The sequence below is a fragment of the Paenibacillus sp. 1_12 genome (genome assembly GCF_900114475.1).
In the GTDB taxonomy this organism is placed as follows: domain Bacteria; phylum Bacillota; class Bacilli; order Paenibacillales; family NBRC-103111; genus Paenibacillus_S.
In genome coordinates this window covers 202536-219652 of the sequence record NZ_FOTE01000007.1, presented here as the reverse complement: position 1 = coordinate 219652, position 17117 = coordinate 202536, and the positions used below count along the sequence as shown (strand labels likewise).

The following is a 17117-nucleotide window of genomic DNA, read 5'->3' as shown; positions in this document are numbered from 1 at the left end:
ACGAGCCAGCCCATACCATTGATTTGTGTTTTAAGACTTATTTTTTAAAAAATGCCTTCACTTTTGTAATAATGTCTAAATACTTATCAATACCATCCTTTGTAACAATGGGAGCTTCAAGGGGCGTAAAATAAGGAACTTTTTCGCCTCTTAATAATTTATCCAGAATCTCAACACTACGCTGTGCTTCTTCAAACAGCGGCTGCGCTACAATGGCATAAATTTTCCCGCTTTTGACAAGATCGATATTTTGCTCCGTATAGTCCATACCAATACAGATGAGGTCAGCTTTATTCGCTTGATCTTTGGCGCTTGCCCACGTTGCCGGCCCTCCGCCTGTTGTAGAGAATGCTCCTACAAGATCTTTGTTCGATTGAATAATGCCAACAGCTTTACTTATGGCAATCGCTGCATCAAAACCTTCTTCAGCAGGTGGAAGAACCTTAATATTCGGATAATTATCGGTCATGGCCTTTTTAAAGCCTTCCGCCGCTTGATTCTCAGTGGTATTGAAGCTGCCTTGTGTGATGGCAACTGTGCCCTTTTTACCTACCTTTTCAGCAATGGCTTTAGCCGCTTCTTGCCCGTATTTGAAAGGATCCGCACTTAGATTGGCATTAAGGCCAGGTGCATCGCCCTCTTTGATCGGAAAGTGAGGAACAACCGTCTTGACTTTGGCGTCGGATGCTTTCTTAATAAATGGGTAGTACGAAGGATCGAATGCCCATACGAGCATTCCTTTTACGCCTTTGGAAAGTCCCGCTTCTCCAATTTGAATGGACGATGAGGCCGCAGCGTCATCACTGGCCAAAATTTCAGCAGGATAACCTAATTCTTTGGCTTTTTCCAAAAATCCCATTTGTACAATGTTATGTACAGGGTGTCCTTTTAAGATCATGATGATGGCTAATGGATTTTTTTGAGGATCAAACTTGCCATCACTTGCTCCAGTTGTCGTTGCACTTGACCCGCATCCAATTAACGTAAGCAGTGATATGACTAGCATGACAACCAAAAGCAATTTTGTTTTTTTCATTTCGTTTCCTCCCACTATTTTTTCTTAAGACACCCTAGCCTGTAATTGCCAATACGTTAAAGCGCTTACATTATCCACGAGAAATTGCAAGCTATTTCTAACTCGATTCACCTTGCATCCTATTTGTTATATCAACCCCTTCCTCTTCCAGCATTTTCATTTGTTTGTTGATATCATCATAAAGTATTTCTCGAATTATTGTCAACAACATATTTTAAATGTTAACAATATTCAAGTTTTGAAATCATTATCAGTCATATTTGATCACCCGGCTAAGTAACTATTCCCTATATAAGGGGAACTAAACATCATGACAGCAAAGAGGCGCTGCGAAAGCAGAATCCTCTTCCAATCGCTGTTGCAGCCAGATTCTTTCGATTCTTAACCCCATAGGGGTAAGAATCCGTCTGCAAAGGCGAACACTTCGTTTCTCCAGAAGGGTCCGCTTTCTCCGCTCGGGCTGTGTATTTCTTTTGTTCATCTCATATCGAAGGATCGCATGGCTTTCTGTTTTAAGAATTGTTCATATGACTGCCAGCTAATCAAAAAAGACGAAAGCATATAAAAGGACGAATCTTTTCTTCCCTTTGTTAGCATAAAAAAACCACCCATGTCGGTGGTTATAAAAATATGGTAATAACTATAGCTGTAATGCCTTGCTCCGACGGGAGTCGGTAGAGGGCCGTCATCACAAACACTGACAATGCGAAGAATAATGATATTTTATTCCATATTTTTTAATAGATAAATCGATAGCTCATCACCTTCCTTTTCTCCCAACAATACAGCGTATCGTTTACGAAGGTTATTCCAGCACTCATTGATCGTCTCATCCATCGTTTCACCAACAGGTTCCTCTTTAGCAGGTAGCCAATTACCCACGAACAGCATACTATACATCAAACCAACATTAGAGGTGAGTATAGTGAGTAGTAAAAAGGCCACAAAGAAAAACACGCCTTTATCTTCGGTAGATAAATATAAATTTAACATGAAGGTAGTTACCTCTGATGTCTGCAGTCGATGTAAAAAATGCGAGCGTGGTCGTCGTTACTTGGAGGAGATGTCCCAGCCTGGTGCGATCGGCAAAGGAGTTCCGTGTATCTTAACAAGAGGAAGAGCCTACCTATAAATGAAGCTAGTACTTCATTAGGAGGACTTGGATTTGGGCTGGGAAGCTATTGCAGTCCCATTCCATTGAAAAAGCAGGAGGTCACTATGGTCTCCCTCCGTGTCCTCCTGCCTCTTGCTTATGTTGTTGCTTAATCGGTTCCATAAAGATTCGTATTGTTTAAGTGTTAATGACATATTGAAACATTTTTAAGGTTTCAAACGTTATGGTTATTACGAGGTGGGTCAATGAAAAAATACATGTTATTCTTAGTGTTAGCATCATTATTATTGTCTGCTTGCAATCATTCTAATGGTCAAGAAGGTCATGGTATTGAGTCCGATTTCCCAAAGGTCACCAAACCATATCGTTCTGAAAAAGCAATCCAAAATGGTGATGTAGTAAACGTCCACGGTACATATACAAATTTGGATAAGTGGCATCAATTTATTGAGAGCGTTAAAGCGAATCAAACCGGAAACATTCGGATTACTCAATACACCATTGAAGGAGATCCTATCTTCTATGAATTAACGTATAATGGAAAATTGATCAAATACACATTCGATAACTCAATGGATGCATTTGGTTCAGATTTAAGAAGACCAAGTACGACCTGCAAAGGATTAGAAAAAAAGAAGAGGGAACAAGATCTAGAAGGTTATGTGTTAACTGGATGCGACAGTAAGCAAACCGCTCAAACGTTTTGGTTTGTTGATAAATAGTAAGTATGATTAACTATATAAACAGGATAGGCTCCTCCAACTAGAGGAGCTTTTTTCCTTAACCCGCAACACTTGAATAACGTCTTAATCCCCTGGACCACAGTAGATAAGCAAGTGTCATCACTACAACGGCTGAAGCAGGCACTCCCCAAGCCGCCCACTCATATTGCTGAGAACGAAGCAGATATGCCGCAGGGAAAAAGCTGCCGAGCGCATACGGAATCACATAAGTTAATAATATCCGCAGCACTGGATGAAAGATTTCAAGTGGGTAACGCGTAAAATCATACAACCAGTTGATAGGATAAATAAGCGACCGGATCTCAAGAACCCAAAAGGTCAATACACTGATCGTCAACAATACAGCGAATTGAATAATGGCACTGCTGAACAGAGCAATAACAGTATATAGTAGCGACCATACCGTCCAATCCATCTCCAATCGGGTTGCTGAATATATCATGATAGCAAATCCCGTTAGCAGCTGTCCGACTCCGTTTAGTTCCATAGAATTTCCTATCGATTGAAAAAGTGCCCCTACAGGACGGACCATCATCACATCCATCTGCCCGCTGCGTATTACCCAGGTCAACGAAAATGGAGCATTAAACAAGGCTTGATTCAATGCTTTGGCAGTCACCGCAAGCCCGAAAATAAAAACCATCTCATAAAAGCTCCAGTCTGCCAGCTTAGGGATGCGTTGAAAAATAACCGTTAAAAATAAAAGCGTGCTTCCTTGAGCCACAATTCCCGCAATAACCGCTATAATCGTGTCAGCCCGATATTCAATCAAGGTTTTAAAATAGACCTTTAAATAATGGCCGTATAAGCCAATCAAGTACAAAAATTGCTGAATCATATTCCGTTTTGGTGCTAACACAGTTTCACCCCCCGTTAATGGTTAGTCGTTTGGCTGCTTTCATCCAAAGAAGCCTACTGATGATTATCATTACTGCGGCCCACACTAGTTGTTCCAGCAACGATTCAATCATAGTCCAACCTGACAAACGACCTGTGTAAATGGACAGCGGAATATAAGCCATAGCTTGAAAAGGCAAACATTCCAGTACAGTCCGCATCGCGGCTGGGAAGAACTCAAAGGGAATCAGGGTACCCGCAAAAATATCAACAAGAGCTCTCTTAGCTATCTGAATCCCGAATGTATTCGTCGTTAAGAACGAAATCATCATCACAATCGAGTTCAAGCTGAAGGCTACCAGAAAGCCAATAACCAAACTAACCATGAAACCAAGCAAAGCGTAAAGGTCCGGTGGTGGCGAAATGCCCAGAATACAGATCAGCAGCAGCATGGCTGGTATGTTTACCCATAACATCTCTACTGCGAAGAATCCGGCGGCTTCCATAAATCTCTGCACTTGAAAATCAACCGGACGGATCAAATCAAGCGCAATATCTCCTGATCTTACCCTCCTCGCAACCTCATAGGTAGGTGCACGTTCTGCCGGAGACCATCTGGCAAAGTTGATCGCCTGCCCGATCATTACATAAGTAATAAGCTGCTGCCATGGCAGCACAGCTTCTACTGAATATTGATAGATAGCCTTCCATAACATAAAATATAAAACACTGAACATCAACGTTGAAACCAAAGTCATAATAAAGTCGAATCTAAATTGCATGCGTTGGCGAACGGCAATCCTCGACATCCCTACTATACGCTGTACAGAATGCATCATCCAATAGCCGCCCCCTCAGCCACCAGTTCGTATTGTTTCTTGGGATTGTCGTCCAACCCTTCGCGGTAAATTCTGCTGATAAGCACATCTACGCTTTCATCTTGCATCGTCAAATCACGTGGATTGGCCTTGTCCAACAGTAGCTTTAACAGCTCGGAAGTATCAGTCAAGTTCTGATCATATGTAATCCGTACCACTAACTCGTCAACATGAACAGCAACGTCTTGCTTATTTGCAAACACCATAGCCGCAGCTGCAGCCGCATACGGTTCATGGAATACGGCTCTGATTTGACGTTCTGTCGCAAAGTTATCCTTGATATATTGAAGACTGCCGTCATAAATAAGCTTGCCTTTATCAATAATCATCGTCCTCTGACAGATTCTTTCTATATCATTCATGTCATGGGTTGTTAAAAGTAACGTGACTCCCTTCTCCTTGTTGATCTTTTCTATAAAAGCCCGAATTCGTTCCTTTGCAACCACATCCAGCCCGATAGTAGGTTCATCGAGAAACAGAATGTCAGGATCATGCAGCAGTGCAGCCAGAATTTCACAACGCATTCGTTGTCCCAATGACAGCGTTCTCACAGGACGCTCCAGTAAATGCTTGACTTCCAATATCTCGGTAAACTCATCTAAATTCCGGCGGTACCTCTCCCATGAAATACTATACATATACCTCAGCAGGTCGTAAGAGTCTTTAACAGGCAAGTCAAACAGTAGTTGGCTTCGCTGGCCAAAAACAACTCCGATTTGATAGCTGCTCATTTTGCGGTTTTTGTGCGGCTGCATACCCGCTACCAGAATACTGCCGCCGCTTGGCTCCAGAATACCTGTCAGCATCTTAATAGTAGTGGATTTCCCTGCACCATTAGGTCCCAAATAGGCAACACTCTCTCCTTTTTCAATCGAGAAGCTGATTCCTTCTACAGCAACAACCTCTCGCTTTTCAGGACTTATTAGACTGGTCAACATTCCAAACCGGCCTTTCCTCCTGACAGTCGTTTCGAATACTTTTCTTACCTGATTCACTTCAATCAATGACATGGCTCTTATCCCCTCACTGGTGCAAAATTCGTCTAATTATAGCAGATATTTATCAAATTGTGGAAAATTTATTTATTTTTTTGTAAATATTAACGGACATAATGAGACCTCATAATATGGATTAACTCAGACCTGCACCGGTCTAAGCCATATGAAGAGTTATTAATCTTTACCTTATCCAGCTCTAACAAATCGAGTATTTCATTTTCTAATTTTGCCCTTGCTTGAAGTACCTGTAATGTTCCATCTATTCCTATATAACCATGTTCTTTACCATAACCTTGGCTAGTGTAATAATTTACAAACCCGTCTGACCATTCTTTGGGTCTTTCCTTGACTGCTTTATTAAACGAAAATTCAAGATCATCTTGCTCTATATAAATTAATAGTGGATTCAGGCATGCTATGATTTTTGCTAAACTCGTTACATAATGTTTTATTTTTTCTTTCGGCGAGTCATATTTTATCATACCTACAGTTACAGGATTTTGTATAAAACAGCATTCAAAGATATAAACCTTTTGGTTATTTAGAGCACTTTCAGTAAATCTCCCCCATTTATCTACAACTAAATTCATATTTTGATTCAGAGGCAATTCATAGATATCATTTTTGTAAATTGTATTTGATAATACATCTGGTAATTTCAATCCTATTTCATTTTCAATTACTCGATATGGCAAAAAATAATCATTGCCTTGTGTAGTTACTCCAACATTTAATATATCTCTAAATTCTTCAGTTAAGGATAGCAATTCATCAAATTCACTTTTTGAAAAATATGCAACTCCGTCATAATCTGCAGGATGATTTAAATCGCCTTCCTTGAATAGTTGAGCTTCAATGTTCATTTCTGTAAGAATTTCAAGGATAAGCTGAGCTGCCGTCGATTTCCCAGATCCAGGCAATCCTTCAACAATAATAAGTTGTGTATTCATATAAAGTAATCCCCTATCCAATCTAGAAACTATGATTCTACTAATAACAAATTTCCAATTTCATTTAAGTGGGCATTGACATGCTTGACATATTTGTATTTAAATGTAATGATGAATTATCAACTACAACTGTAGTTTTAAGGAGGATAGAAATGAGCAATATCCCTCGCATTTCCGATTCAGAATGGGAAATAATGCGGATCATATGGACAAAATCCCCTTGCACCGCTAATGATGTTATTGAATTATTAAACGATAATACAAATTGGAAGCCAAACACAGTCAAAACTTTTATTAGTCGACTTGTCAAGAAAAATGTAGTTAGTTTCAAAGAGGATGGCCGATCTTATTATTACTATCCGTTAGTCAGCGAGCAAGAATGTTTAAAGGCTGAGAGCCAGTCCTTTTTGAAGAGAATCTATGGTGGGGCTTTAAAGCCAATGTTAGTTAACTTTATAAGAGAAGATGAAACGTTATCTCCTGAGGATATTGCAGAACTTAAAAGGCTTCTTAACGACAAACAATAAATATTATAAAATCTCGCAAGAAAGGAAAGGTGAATGTGACAGGAATAGCCATATTGCTACTTGTTTTTTTCAATTGGGTGTTATCTACATCCGTAATGGCTGCCGTATTTGTAGGGCTAATCATGTTGGTAAAAGTGATTTTGAAAGATAGACTAAAACCGAGATGGCATTATATGCTTTGGATTTTGCTCATCTTAAGAATTATTTTACCTTGGACGCCGGAAAGTTCTTTCAGTGTGTATAATCTTTTTACACTTAATAACAAACAGGAGTCTACCCCTGCCCCTCATAATATAAATATTATTACACCTGTTAAAGATCATACTTTGGAAGAAATGATCCCAGATAAAGGTGATACGTATCTAGACATTTATCCAACCATGGAGATGAATTCTACGGATCAGCGATTAAATAGTCATGTTTCTACAGTCACCCTATGGTTATTCTTGCTTTGGCTTGTGGGTATTGTATTTTTTAGTACTCAAACGTTTCTTATAAATCGAAGATTTGAGCTAAATATGCGGAATGAATCAGCTACCATCGATCCGAACATTTTAAGTATTTATAACAAGTGCAGAGATACACTCTCTATCAGAGTATCGATCCCAATCATTTTGTCAGACAAAGTCTCAAGTCCTACTTTATGGGGATGCTTACGCCCTCAAATCATAATCCCCAGATCTACTGGTCATATCCTTACTTCTGATGAATTACGCTACATTCTATTACACGAATTAATACATCTAAAACGAAAAGACATAGTAATCAACTGGATCATGCATGCTCTCCTCATTCTCCATTGGTTTAACCCTATTCTTTGGTTCGCTTATTTCCGAATGCGTGAAGACCAAGAGATAGCTTGTGATACGTTGGTACTTAATAGTATAGAGGCCAATGAATCTAAAGAATATGCTATGACAATTATTAAGCTAATGGAAAGTGTTGCACAACGTCTTCAATCCCCAGGCATAGCCATTATTTCAGGCAACAAAAAACAGCTTAAGCGGAGGATCAATATGATCAAACACTTTAAGAAAAGCACACACAAATGGTCCGTACTTGGACTGACAGTTCTTATATTATTTAGTGTTGCAGCCTTGACCCATGCAAAAGGACATCCCCAGCTTCCGGAAGGTTCGACATCTATCAGTCAAGAAAGTACTATACAACTGATGCATAATTCCTTGGACCCTATTACAACCGTGAGAGGGAAACTCATTGATTCAACAAGCTCAGACAAAGAAATTGTAGAGTTTCAAGTCCGTGAAGGCATCCATCCTGTAAGCTATTTAAACGTTGGAAACCATGAAACTATTTATACTAACGGTTATTTAATTCATAAAATTAATGGAGAATACAGTAAAATGACTTATATTGGACCTCCACCTCTAACTCCTAATGAGAAAAAGCTTCCAAAAGTAGAGCAGACGCCGAGACGCGACCCAGCAAATTCAGGAATCGCTGAGACCATCATAGCTCCAGAGCAAAATGCAATGGCGTATCTCGAGGATCACACCCTTTGGTCAGTCAAAGGTGAGGATTTCCTGTTAGGAAGACCTGTTATTATAATTAGTGGAGATTTGTCACATGATTTCAAAAGCAAATACGATGCAAAAAAGTTTACCATGTGGGTTGATAAGGAAACTGGGATGCTGCTAAAAAAAGAAGAATACGATAACAAAGGGAAAATGACAGCTAGTATTAACGTATTGGAAATTGAAATAAACCCAACATTGGATGAAACTTTATTTTATATCACAAGCACAGACTTTGCGGAACTATATAAGAAAAATACAAATAATTAGATCAGTTGCAGTTGCCAGAACTTACAGCTTACTATCCTATGAATGATAAAGTCGCGTAATCCTCGTTATTTGGACATAAACTTTACCAATATCGGGTGATTTGCGACTTTAGGTGGGCACTTGAGATGGAACGATCCACCTTATAGTACAACTAAAACTAATGAACCCTACGAACCAGGAAGCCCTTTATTTGTCCTTACCCACTCTTCTGATTAAATCTTCAATTAGTATTCCATTGATCTTAAGTCCATCAATATTACAATCACTTATGTCCATATTTGATAAATTGCAATTTTTTAACTGGCCGTTGCTCAAATCACTATTATGGAAGCTGATTGCCTTGTAATCTCCGTCTGGATTATAGTTACCATCACCTTCCTTAGGAAGAACAACATTACGAAATTCAGTACCAAATAGATGAACATGCTCAATTAAAGCATGACTAAAATTAGCATTTTTGATTTCCATTCCAGTTAGATTCGCATCAGAAATTCTAAACTCAGCCATGTTTACATCATTCAAAACCATTTTGCTCATGTTTGCGTTTTTAATTTGCGTCTTAGCTAAGTTAACGTTGTCAAACAGCAGCTCCTCTGCTTTAACTTTCTGAAACCGTGACCCAGAAATATCCGACATTTCCAAATCCAATTTCTCTACTTTTATTTCCATCTTCACTAGCTCCCTTATATTTTTATTATATTCATAGTTTGGATATCCCCTTGAGGTTCCTTTTTAACAACTTCAAGATTTGCAATAAGATACCTTATTATAGAACACATGTTCCTTATTGTAAATATTTAACTTTTAACTTCTTTCAGTTTATATTTTTGCATTCACGAACCCTTCATCCGTTACGCTCTTGAAAATCGATCATAGAATCGGCAAGTGCTTTCTTAAATGTCCATCCCATGAAATGGAAATACTTAATTATTGTGTAACCTAGTTAATAAGTTATAAGTGGGATTTACTTCCCATGTTTCATACGGAATAAAACACTTTGCTCTCATGGCATCGAGTGTACGAGATTTTTGCTGTGGACGGGTTATGTATTGGTCTATATTTGATTCGTTTAACTCAAGAAATTTAGCTTCCTGAATTTCTTCTGGTTGGATTTTTATTTGACCACTAACGTACTCTGCTTTAAAAACTATTGATAAAACATGTTTTGTTGCATTAAAATATACACCTGTTATCCCGAGAGGACGAATTACAATCCCGGTCTCTTCTAGATATTCCCTACAAACTGCCTCGTCCAATGGTTCCCCTACTTCAACATTTCCCCCTGGCATCTCCCATGTATCCGAACGCCAATGTGTCCTAAGAAGTAAGATCTCACCTTTGTCGTTTTTAACCAAAGCAGAAACAGCAATTAATTGTTTTGGTTGTTCATTTTCCATATCTATAACACCTCCCGATTTTGGATATATGGAAATTACTAGCAGCAGGATAGTCGTATGGCTTGCTTTAGCAATCAAGATAGTTCCACAACTTCAGATAGGCGTAGTCGAGAGGCTTGGATGCAAACTTTTCTAGCAGTAAAAAAATCTCTGGGGATTTATATTACTTACCTTTAGTTCAATACAACGTCCATGCGGCCACGGCACCTGCTCATTAAATGAAATTGTACACTTTATATTCACCGTTGTCTGAGGAGTATTTTAATATATTTCCATCTTCAGGTATGCCTTCAAAATAAGCGCCGATGCATCCGGTTGTACATCTGTGTCCCGATAATAAAATATTTACTTCCTTTACGCCATATTCAACTTCAAGTTCATGCATAAATTTAAAAACTCTATTGATGTAGCTATTGATTTCTTCAACGCCTTTATAAACACTTGAATCAGGAACTCCTCCAACCATTTTCACTTCGCCCTTTTTTAATCTGTCCGCTTCACCTAAATCAAAAACATCAAGTCTTGTATCAATGATTGCTTTTATACCCGTTGCGGTCTCTGCGGTTTGTATAGCTCTTTCTTGAGGGGAGGAATATACGTAATCAAATTTTATATTTTCAAGTTTATCTCTTAAACGCTCTGCTTGCTTTATTCCGTGTTCATTTAATGGCAGCCCCAGTCTTCCTTGAAGTCTTCCTTCCTTGTTCAAGTCGGTTTGCCCGTGCCTAATCACATAAATCATTGACGTATCCTCCCCATTATGATAAAGATTTGCTTCATAACGTGACCCAATCATCCAATCGTTGGGCTTCAAGCAATAATTGTTCCGTGTTTAACCATTCTATTGCTTGAACAACAAGCGGTGAGGAATTATCTGGAGTGATATCATTCATTGGCACCCATAATGCCCCTAAAGAATCTTGTCCTTCAAATTTTTCTGGATTGGTGGCCAGTTGCCCAGCCAAGTACTGAACCAAATAAAATACAGCTACATGATGAATATGCGAAGTCCCTCTTTTGGGTAATTCATATGGAATTAAATAATCACAAACTCCGATATTCTTTGTAATGTAAACATTGATTCCTGCCTCCTCCATACACTCCCTTTTTACTGCCTCTGTTAATGATTCATTCGCTTCAACAGTACCTCCAGGAAGATCATACCGCCCCCTATACGGACCCGTCCCTTTTTGGATAACTAATAGCTTCTCTTCGTATACGCAAATGCCGTATGCACCTAAATGCCGATGCCATTTTTCATTTTCATTCAACACCAACACCCCATTTCCATGTATTCAGCCATTAGGTAAATTCTATATGGAATACTATGTTATTTAATTGTATATATCGATAACCATTGAGGAAAAGCAGCCAAGGGATTCAATATTGTTTTACTACATCCTTAACAGATATGGCTACCCTATTATTCAGAAGTTAGTTTATTTATGTTGACATTTTTAGAAGACGACCTATTCACTAGAAAGATACCCGTGCAAACTAATACTGCGCCTACAGCCATTTCTTTGTGCAAAGGCTCGTCCAGACATAGATACCCGAACAATACGCCAAAAAACGGAGCAAGGAACAGGAACGCACTCGTTTTAGTGGAGTCACCTTTAGATAATAAGTAAAACCACAAGGCAAACTGAGCAATTGATCCAAATAATGCTAAATAGGCTAAGGAAGATATGGAAATATAATTAAAAGTAAACCTCAGATCCTCCATGAAAAGGCTTGCCAACGTGAGTAAGAAGCCGCCAAATAACATTTGATACGCAGTTACTACCCAAACACTACATGTAAGATTGAATTTTTTAATTAGTAATGTCGCGATAGCCCAACATAGTCCACCTATTAAACCAATAATGGTTCCATTATTCCACTGGGCAAATCCTAAAATGATCATACCTGAACAACCTAAGATTACGCCTAACCATTGAATCATTGTATATCTTATCCCAATAAATATTGTGCTGAGGATAACGACAAATAAGGGATTCATAAAAGTTAGAATAGAAGATTCACCCGCAGTGATTGTTTTTAGACTAACAAAGATGCATCCCATAACCCCAACAGTTTGAAACAATCCGATCAGAATAATTTTTATCCAGTCCATTAACAGATGAGGGTGACTATATTTCCTAACAAAAATAGCCATTAAAACCCCAGCCGCCAAAAATCTAAGCCCTGCTAAAAGAATAGGCGAAATGTGAGCTAAACCTATTTTGCCCACCACAAAAGATGAACCCATCAATGCTGTCGTAATAATTAGCAAAAAAGCAAAGTAAAAACGATTCAACGAATTAACCTCCAAATTCAAAATTCTAATATATGTTAAATCATACTATATGAAGTGATAAATTCAATGATTTTGTTATACTTCTCGTAGAAGTTGTATGAAGAACTGCCGCGTATCAGTAAAGAAAAACCGTAAATGTGGTCTATGCTAGATGATGAGTTGTAAAGAGAAAATATTCCTCAGTTGAATCATACTATTGAATTAGAAATCAAAAGATTGATTCAGTCTTCGTTACCAAAATGGAGTATACTAGCATTGTTATTATGGGAAAACATGGAGAGGAGCAATAACATGAGTCCGATGCAAGCCAAAGAAGATTCGTTCGCCCAAGTTTATGAACAAATTCCTACTAGCCATTATCTGGTTGACACCCGCAAAGGTTCTTATTACACAGGAGATTATGAGATCGGTCTTAACTTTTATAGCTTAAGTCATAATTTGAATTCGTGGTTGAATGACAGCACAGAAGGTGCACCTCCCATCGACACAATGAAGGCTATCCGATTCGCCAAAGAAGCTGGCTTTGATTCTGTGGATATTACTGCTTATTATATTCCAGGGTATGACAATTTCACAATGCCGACCAAATCGGACGAAGAAATTTTTGAATATGCTAGAAATATTAAAAAGCTTTGTGAAGAACTGGGGATTGCCATCAGTGGAACTGGAGTTAAAAACGATTTTGCCGACCCAAGTGAAGAAAGACGTGCTTTGGATGTAAAACGTGTCAAGTATTGGATTGATGTTGCGGTCGCCATGGGGGCACCTGTCATTCGCGTGTTTACGGGTGAAATTTCGAAAGATATTTTAAGCTCAAATTGGGAGACGATTGCTAAAGAAAGAATCGTACCCGCATTAAGAGAATGTGCCGAGTATGGCGATGTAAAAGGTGTCAAGATCGGTATGCAAAATCATGGGGATATGACTTCTACAGCAGACCAAGTAATCCGCATTCTTCAGTGGGTGGATCATCCCAATATTGGAGTGGTGAATGATACAGGCTGCTACAAAAGTTTCGGTGATCGTACCGGCATTGGCTATAGCTGGTATGATGATATCGAAGCTGTACTCCCTTATACAGTAAACTTCCAGGTTAAGAGAAAACCAACCTCCCCGGATACGAATATCCAGGTAGATCTTGAAGAGCTTTTTACCCGTATTCGATATAGCAATTACCGTGGATATATTCCACTCGAGACACTATGGGTGAATAGTGATGTTAATCATCCGAGCCAGCTCGCTGAACCGCCTTATGAACAAATCCGCAATTTTCTCGAACAAATTAGAGCTGCTTCAGAAAACACGAAAACAAAATAACATTTAATACTTTACTTAACTCACAACAATTACCAAACGAAGGGAGAAATAACGATGAATACTTTAAAAGAGCCCCGCAAGATTACAGGCAGAAATGTGGTCAGCATCTTGGAAACGGTGGATGTGCATAGCGGAGAGCGCAGCGTATTGGCCGAATTCGATTACTTGATTGAGGCACCTAACTGGACTAACGACGGGAAACGACTCATTTATAACAGCTTGGGTAACCTCTATTCTTTTGACATCACAACGAGGGAAAGTACTGTTATTGACTCCGGATACGCTATTCAATGCAACAATGACCATGTCCTGTCCCCCGACAACTCAAAAGTTGCGGTTAGCCATCACACTTATGAGGATGGTCAGTCCCGAATCTACATGTTCCCGTTGCAAGGAGGAAATCCGGTACTGATCACACCACTAGCCCCCAGTTATTTGCACGGCTGGTCGCCGGACGGAAGCACACTGGCTTATTGCGCTGAACGGAACGGCGAATATGACATCTATACTATTCCAACAAACGGTGGCAAGGAAACACAGCTGACTGATTCACCCGGACTGAATGATGGTCCCGAATATTCGCCGGACGGCAAACACATTTGGTTCAATTCCGTGCGGACGGGCCTCATGCAGGTGTGGCGTATGAACGCCGACGGCAGCGAACAGACACAGATGACGTTCGACGAGAGTAACAATTGGTTTCCCCATATATCCCCAGATGGACAATGGGCAGCCTTTATCTCCTACCAGAAGGGTGATGTTGCTCCCGGAGACCATCCCGCAAACAAAAATGTAGAAATTCGCTTAATGCCCAGCTCTGGTGGCGAATTCCGCATGCTGGTCCAGCTGTTTGGTGGACAGGGTACCATTAATGTCAATTCATGGTCACCCAACAGCAATCAACTGGCTTTTGTGAGCTATAGACTAAAGGACTAATAACTATTTAGGAGATGTTCATATGGCAGCGTTTTCGATCGGTTCGTGGTCTTTCCATGCTTTGTTCAAAGCAGAGAAAATGAATATATTCGGCTATTTAGAAAGCATCAAGTACCGCTATCGGCTCAATCATGCAGATATTTGGAGCGGTATGCTGTTATCTACGGAGGATAGTTACATTCAAAGCATCAAGGAAACCTTAGACGAAGAAGGATTGACCGTTGCGAGTCTAGCTGTAGATGGTGCCGACATTTGGCATGACGATCCCTCCATTCGTGAACAACACTATCAGAAGGCTCTCTTGTACCTTGACATTGCACGCAGGTGGGGCGTACGTACGCTTCGAATTGATATGGGCATCAATGCATTGGAGCTGACAAATGAACAATTGGATCTTTGTGTCGAACGGTATCGGGAATATGCACAATATGCTCTTGACCATGGGTTTCGAGTCGGTCCGCAAACGCATCAGCGAGCTTCCCAAGTCCCTCAAAACCTTCAGCGGCTTTATTCAGAAGTTTCATCTCCTGGATTCGGCATTGTACTCAATGTGAGCCGTTGGTTGTCAGATAAGGAAATTGGAGACGAATGGGTTGCACCTTTCACGGCTCATGTTCAGTTCGACAGAGCTTTTGTGGATTTCAAGGGGCCGGAGCTGCTGCAAAAAGTGCAGCTGTTTCGCAAAGCAGGTTACATAGGATGTTGGTCATTGGAATTCCGGGGCGGCAACAACGAATATATGGAAGCGGAACATGATTTACTAACACTTCGACGCGCCGTAAGGCTGGCACTAGACGAATCATAATAAACTGGTATAGCAAGATCGAGAGGCTGCCGTTAAAGTGCAAACGGCAGCTTTTTCTGATACAGCTCATTGAATGGATAGGCCCGCCGTCCTGATTCTTACTTATGAATGGGTCCATGGTTTTAGTTGAATTTCTTCAAAAGCTATAAGGTTGACGGTAATCCATTCAGATACATATGTATACAATCTGAATTTTGTTTGAGAACTTCAATTGTTTTAGCATTAGGCGCTTTATATATGACGGAATAATCCATTTCGTTGTAGGCTTGCCGTACTGGAAAGGCCAACTTCTCTTCAGATACAGAAAATTCCGCAGCAATCCCAACCTTATTTCCACGGGCATCAAGGCGAACCCATCTTCCTATACTTTTCATGTAAGTGGCATTTAAAGCATGGATGCAATACCCAGTATCAGGTGTATCCCCTATTGTAAGTCGTTGATAACAAAACCCTGCCGGAATCCCTTTGCTCCTTAATAAGGCACATAATAAATTAGATTTTGCATAACAAATACCTTCTTGATAAATAAGTGCTTCCGATGCTTTACAGGTTACTCGCGAGCTTTGGATATCCCATGAATGAGCTATTTCATCGCGAACATATTCATAAGCATTCTTTATAAAATCATTTTCGTTTATGGATTCAGCATATAATTCCGATGATTTCTTACTAATGGTAGAGTGACCAAAATCAATAACTTCTGTTTCCACCAAATAATCTTCTAAACAATCCGATTCACATGTCAAGTTCATTTCCTATCACCCTCGAACATTTATTTGCATTTTAATATCAATATTGCGAACAATCGGAAGGGGCCACCGCGTTGCAGACTCCCCTTCTATAGTTCAACCTTCCACATTCACTTCATCATCCACAAAATAATTCCCCTTGACTCCATTTATAACTTTACGAAGTTCAGCTTTTACTCTTTTTGCTTCTTCATCATCGTCCCACCAATTGTTAGCTTGCCCATTAACTCGATCATCTGGACACCATACATATTGATACCACGGTGGCATAAATGTTTTCAACATGAGAATGCATCTACGCATGTGTCCGGGAGAACTCACCAATAACAATCTTTTGATTTTCTCCAGGCCAATGGCTCGATCAAGAACGGTAAGTGAACACATTATATTCTCTTTGGTATGATTAGACTGTGTCTCTATAAGAATGGATTCATCTGGTACTCCAAGTCTTCTTGCCTCATCTCGAAGAACAATTGCTTCGGGTGGATTTCTTTGTCCAAACTTATCTCCTCCTGAAAATAAAATACGGGGAGCTCGACCCTTTTTAAACAATTCAACTGCTTTTACAGCTCGTGAGGTGTATGATCCTCCAAAAACAAGTATACAATCACCATGAAGAGTTCCATCATCAGCATCTTTCTGATCACCAAAGATCACCTTTGTAATTTGATCTCTTGTTAATTCTTCTGGGTTCATCTGAGAAATTAGCATTGAATTCCTCCCAAG

General features: G+C 39.7%; 19 protein-coding genes. 6 read left to right on the top strand and 13 right to left on the bottom strand.

Annotation, left to right across the window (positions count from 1 at the left end):
• Positions 1-37 precede the first annotated feature (37 nt).
• Positions 38-1036 carry a sugar ABC transporter substrate-binding protein gene (locus tag BM210_RS17645; RefSeq protein WP_091170754.1) on the bottom strand — a complete coding sequence of 333 codons (999 nt, stop codon included), beginning with the start codon at positions 1034-1036 and terminating at the stop codon, positions 38-40.
• Between the two features lie 723 nt (positions 1037-1759).
• Positions 1760-2029, bottom strand: a complete 270-nt coding sequence (locus BM210_RS34870) for a hypothetical protein (RefSeq protein ID WP_177237870.1) — start codon at positions 2027-2029, stop codon at positions 1760-1762.
• Positions 2030-2395: 366 nt separating this feature from the next.
• Between BM210_RS34870 and BM210_RS17635 the strand changes: the two genes are divergently transcribed.
• Complete coding sequence (locus tag BM210_RS17635) at positions 2396-2872, top strand: DUF4362 domain-containing protein (RefSeq protein WP_091170752.1); 477 nt, start codon at positions 2396-2398, stop codon at positions 2870-2872.
• A 58-nt stretch (positions 2873-2930) separates the two neighbouring features.
• Here BM210_RS17635 and BM210_RS17630 read toward each other — a convergent pair whose 3' ends face one another.
• The 4 genes from BM210_RS17630 to BM210_RS17615 form a co-directional block, all read right to left on the bottom strand.
• Positions 2931-3752 (bottom strand): ABC transporter permease, encoded by an 822-nt coding sequence (locus tag BM210_RS17630; protein ID WP_091170751.1) that lies wholly within the window; start codon positions 3750-3752, stop codon positions 2931-2933.
• Between the two features lie 4 nt (positions 3753-3756).
• Positions 3757-4569 (bottom strand): ABC transporter permease, encoded by an 813-nt coding sequence (locus BM210_RS17625; RefSeq protein ID WP_091170748.1) that lies wholly within the window; start codon positions 4567-4569, stop codon positions 3757-3759.
• The gene (locus BM210_RS17620; protein WP_091170745.1) at positions 4566-5618 is read right to left on the bottom strand and encodes an ABC transporter ATP-binding protein; all 1053 of its coding nucleotides are present in this window, start codon (positions 5616-5618) and stop codon (positions 4566-4568) included. Before BM210_RS17620 ends, BM210_RS17625 begins: the two co-directional genes overlap by 4 nt.
• A gap of 89 nt (positions 5619-5707) precedes the next feature.
• Positions 5708-6556 (bottom strand): P-loop NTPase family protein, encoded by an 849-nt coding sequence (locus BM210_RS17615; protein ID WP_091170744.1) that lies wholly within the window; start codon positions 6554-6556, stop codon positions 5708-5710.
• A gap of 152 nt (positions 6557-6708) precedes the next feature.
• On the opposite strand from BM210_RS17615, the gene BM210_RS17610 reads away from it, so the two are divergent.
• Positions 6709-7083, top strand: a complete 375-nt coding sequence (locus tag BM210_RS17610; protein WP_091170741.1) for a BlaI/MecI/CopY family transcriptional regulator — start codon at positions 6709-6711, stop codon at positions 7081-7083.
• Between the two features lie 35 nt (positions 7084-7118).
• Entirely contained in the window at positions 7119-8888 is a 1770-nt protein-coding gene (locus tag BM210_RS17605) for a M56 family metallopeptidase (protein WP_091170739.1), read from the top strand.
• A gap of 186 nt (positions 8889-9074) precedes the next feature.
• On the opposite strand, the gene BM210_RS17600 is transcribed toward BM210_RS17605, so the two are convergent.
• From BM210_RS17600 to BM210_RS17580, 5 genes are all read right to left on the bottom strand, one after another.
• Positions 9075-9557, bottom strand: a complete 483-nt coding sequence (locus tag BM210_RS17600) for a pentapeptide repeat-containing protein (protein ID WP_091170737.1) — start codon at positions 9555-9557, stop codon at positions 9075-9077.
• A gap of 254 nt (positions 9558-9811) precedes the next feature.
• Positions 9812-10285: an NUDIX hydrolase gene (locus BM210_RS17595; protein WP_091170735.1), complete on the bottom strand. Its 474-nt coding sequence runs from the start codon at positions 10283-10285 to the stop codon at positions 9812-9814.
• 214 nt (positions 10286-10499) lie between these two features.
• Positions 10500-11027: a histidine phosphatase family protein gene (locus BM210_RS17590; RefSeq protein ID WP_091170732.1), complete on the bottom strand. Its 528-nt coding sequence runs from the start codon at positions 11025-11027 to the stop codon at positions 10500-10502.
• Positions 11028-11061: 34 nt separating this feature from the next.
• Positions 11062-11556 carry an NUDIX hydrolase gene (locus BM210_RS17585; protein WP_091170730.1) on the bottom strand — a complete coding sequence of 165 codons (495 nt, stop codon included), beginning with the start codon at positions 11554-11556 and terminating at the stop codon, positions 11062-11064.
• A gap of 152 nt (positions 11557-11708) precedes the next feature.
• Positions 11709-12584, bottom strand: a complete 876-nt coding sequence (locus BM210_RS17580) for a DMT family transporter (RefSeq protein ID WP_091170728.1) — start codon at positions 12582-12584, stop codon at positions 11709-11711.
• A 291-nt stretch (positions 12585-12875) separates the two neighbouring features.
• Between BM210_RS17580 and BM210_RS17575 the strand changes: the two genes are divergently transcribed.
• Genes BM210_RS17575 through BM210_RS17565 form a run of 3 tightly spaced genes read left to right on the top strand, consistent with a single transcriptional unit; the run spans position 12876 to position 15642 of the window.
• On the top strand, positions 12876-13901 hold the full coding sequence (locus BM210_RS17575) for a sugar phosphate isomerase/epimerase family protein (protein WP_177237869.1): 1026 nt from the start codon (positions 12876-12878) through the stop codon (positions 13899-13901).
• 54 nt (positions 13902-13955) lie between these two features.
• The gene (locus BM210_RS17570) at positions 13956-14837 is read left to right on the top strand and encodes a TolB family protein (protein WP_091170724.1); all 882 of its coding nucleotides are present in this window, start codon (positions 13956-13958) and stop codon (positions 14835-14837) included.
• A gap of 22 nt (positions 14838-14859) precedes the next feature.
• Positions 14860-15642, top strand: coding sequence for a TIM barrel protein (locus BM210_RS17565; protein ID WP_091170721.1), 783 nt, complete (start codon positions 14860-14862; stop codon positions 15640-15642).
• A 143-nt stretch (positions 15643-15785) separates the two neighbouring features.
• On the opposite strand, the gene BM210_RS17560 is transcribed toward BM210_RS17565, so the two are convergent.
• Both BM210_RS17560 and BM210_RS17555 read right to left on the bottom strand, forming a co-directional pair.
• Positions 15786-16394: a transglutaminase-like domain-containing protein gene (locus BM210_RS17560; protein WP_091170719.1), complete on the bottom strand. Its 609-nt coding sequence runs from the start codon at positions 16392-16394 to the stop codon at positions 15786-15788.
• A gap of 93 nt (positions 16395-16487) precedes the next feature.
• Complete coding sequence (locus BM210_RS17555) at positions 16488-17102, bottom strand: YdcF family protein (protein ID WP_091170717.1); 615 nt, start codon at positions 17100-17102, stop codon at positions 16488-16490.
• Positions 17103-17117 lie beyond the last annotated feature (15 nt).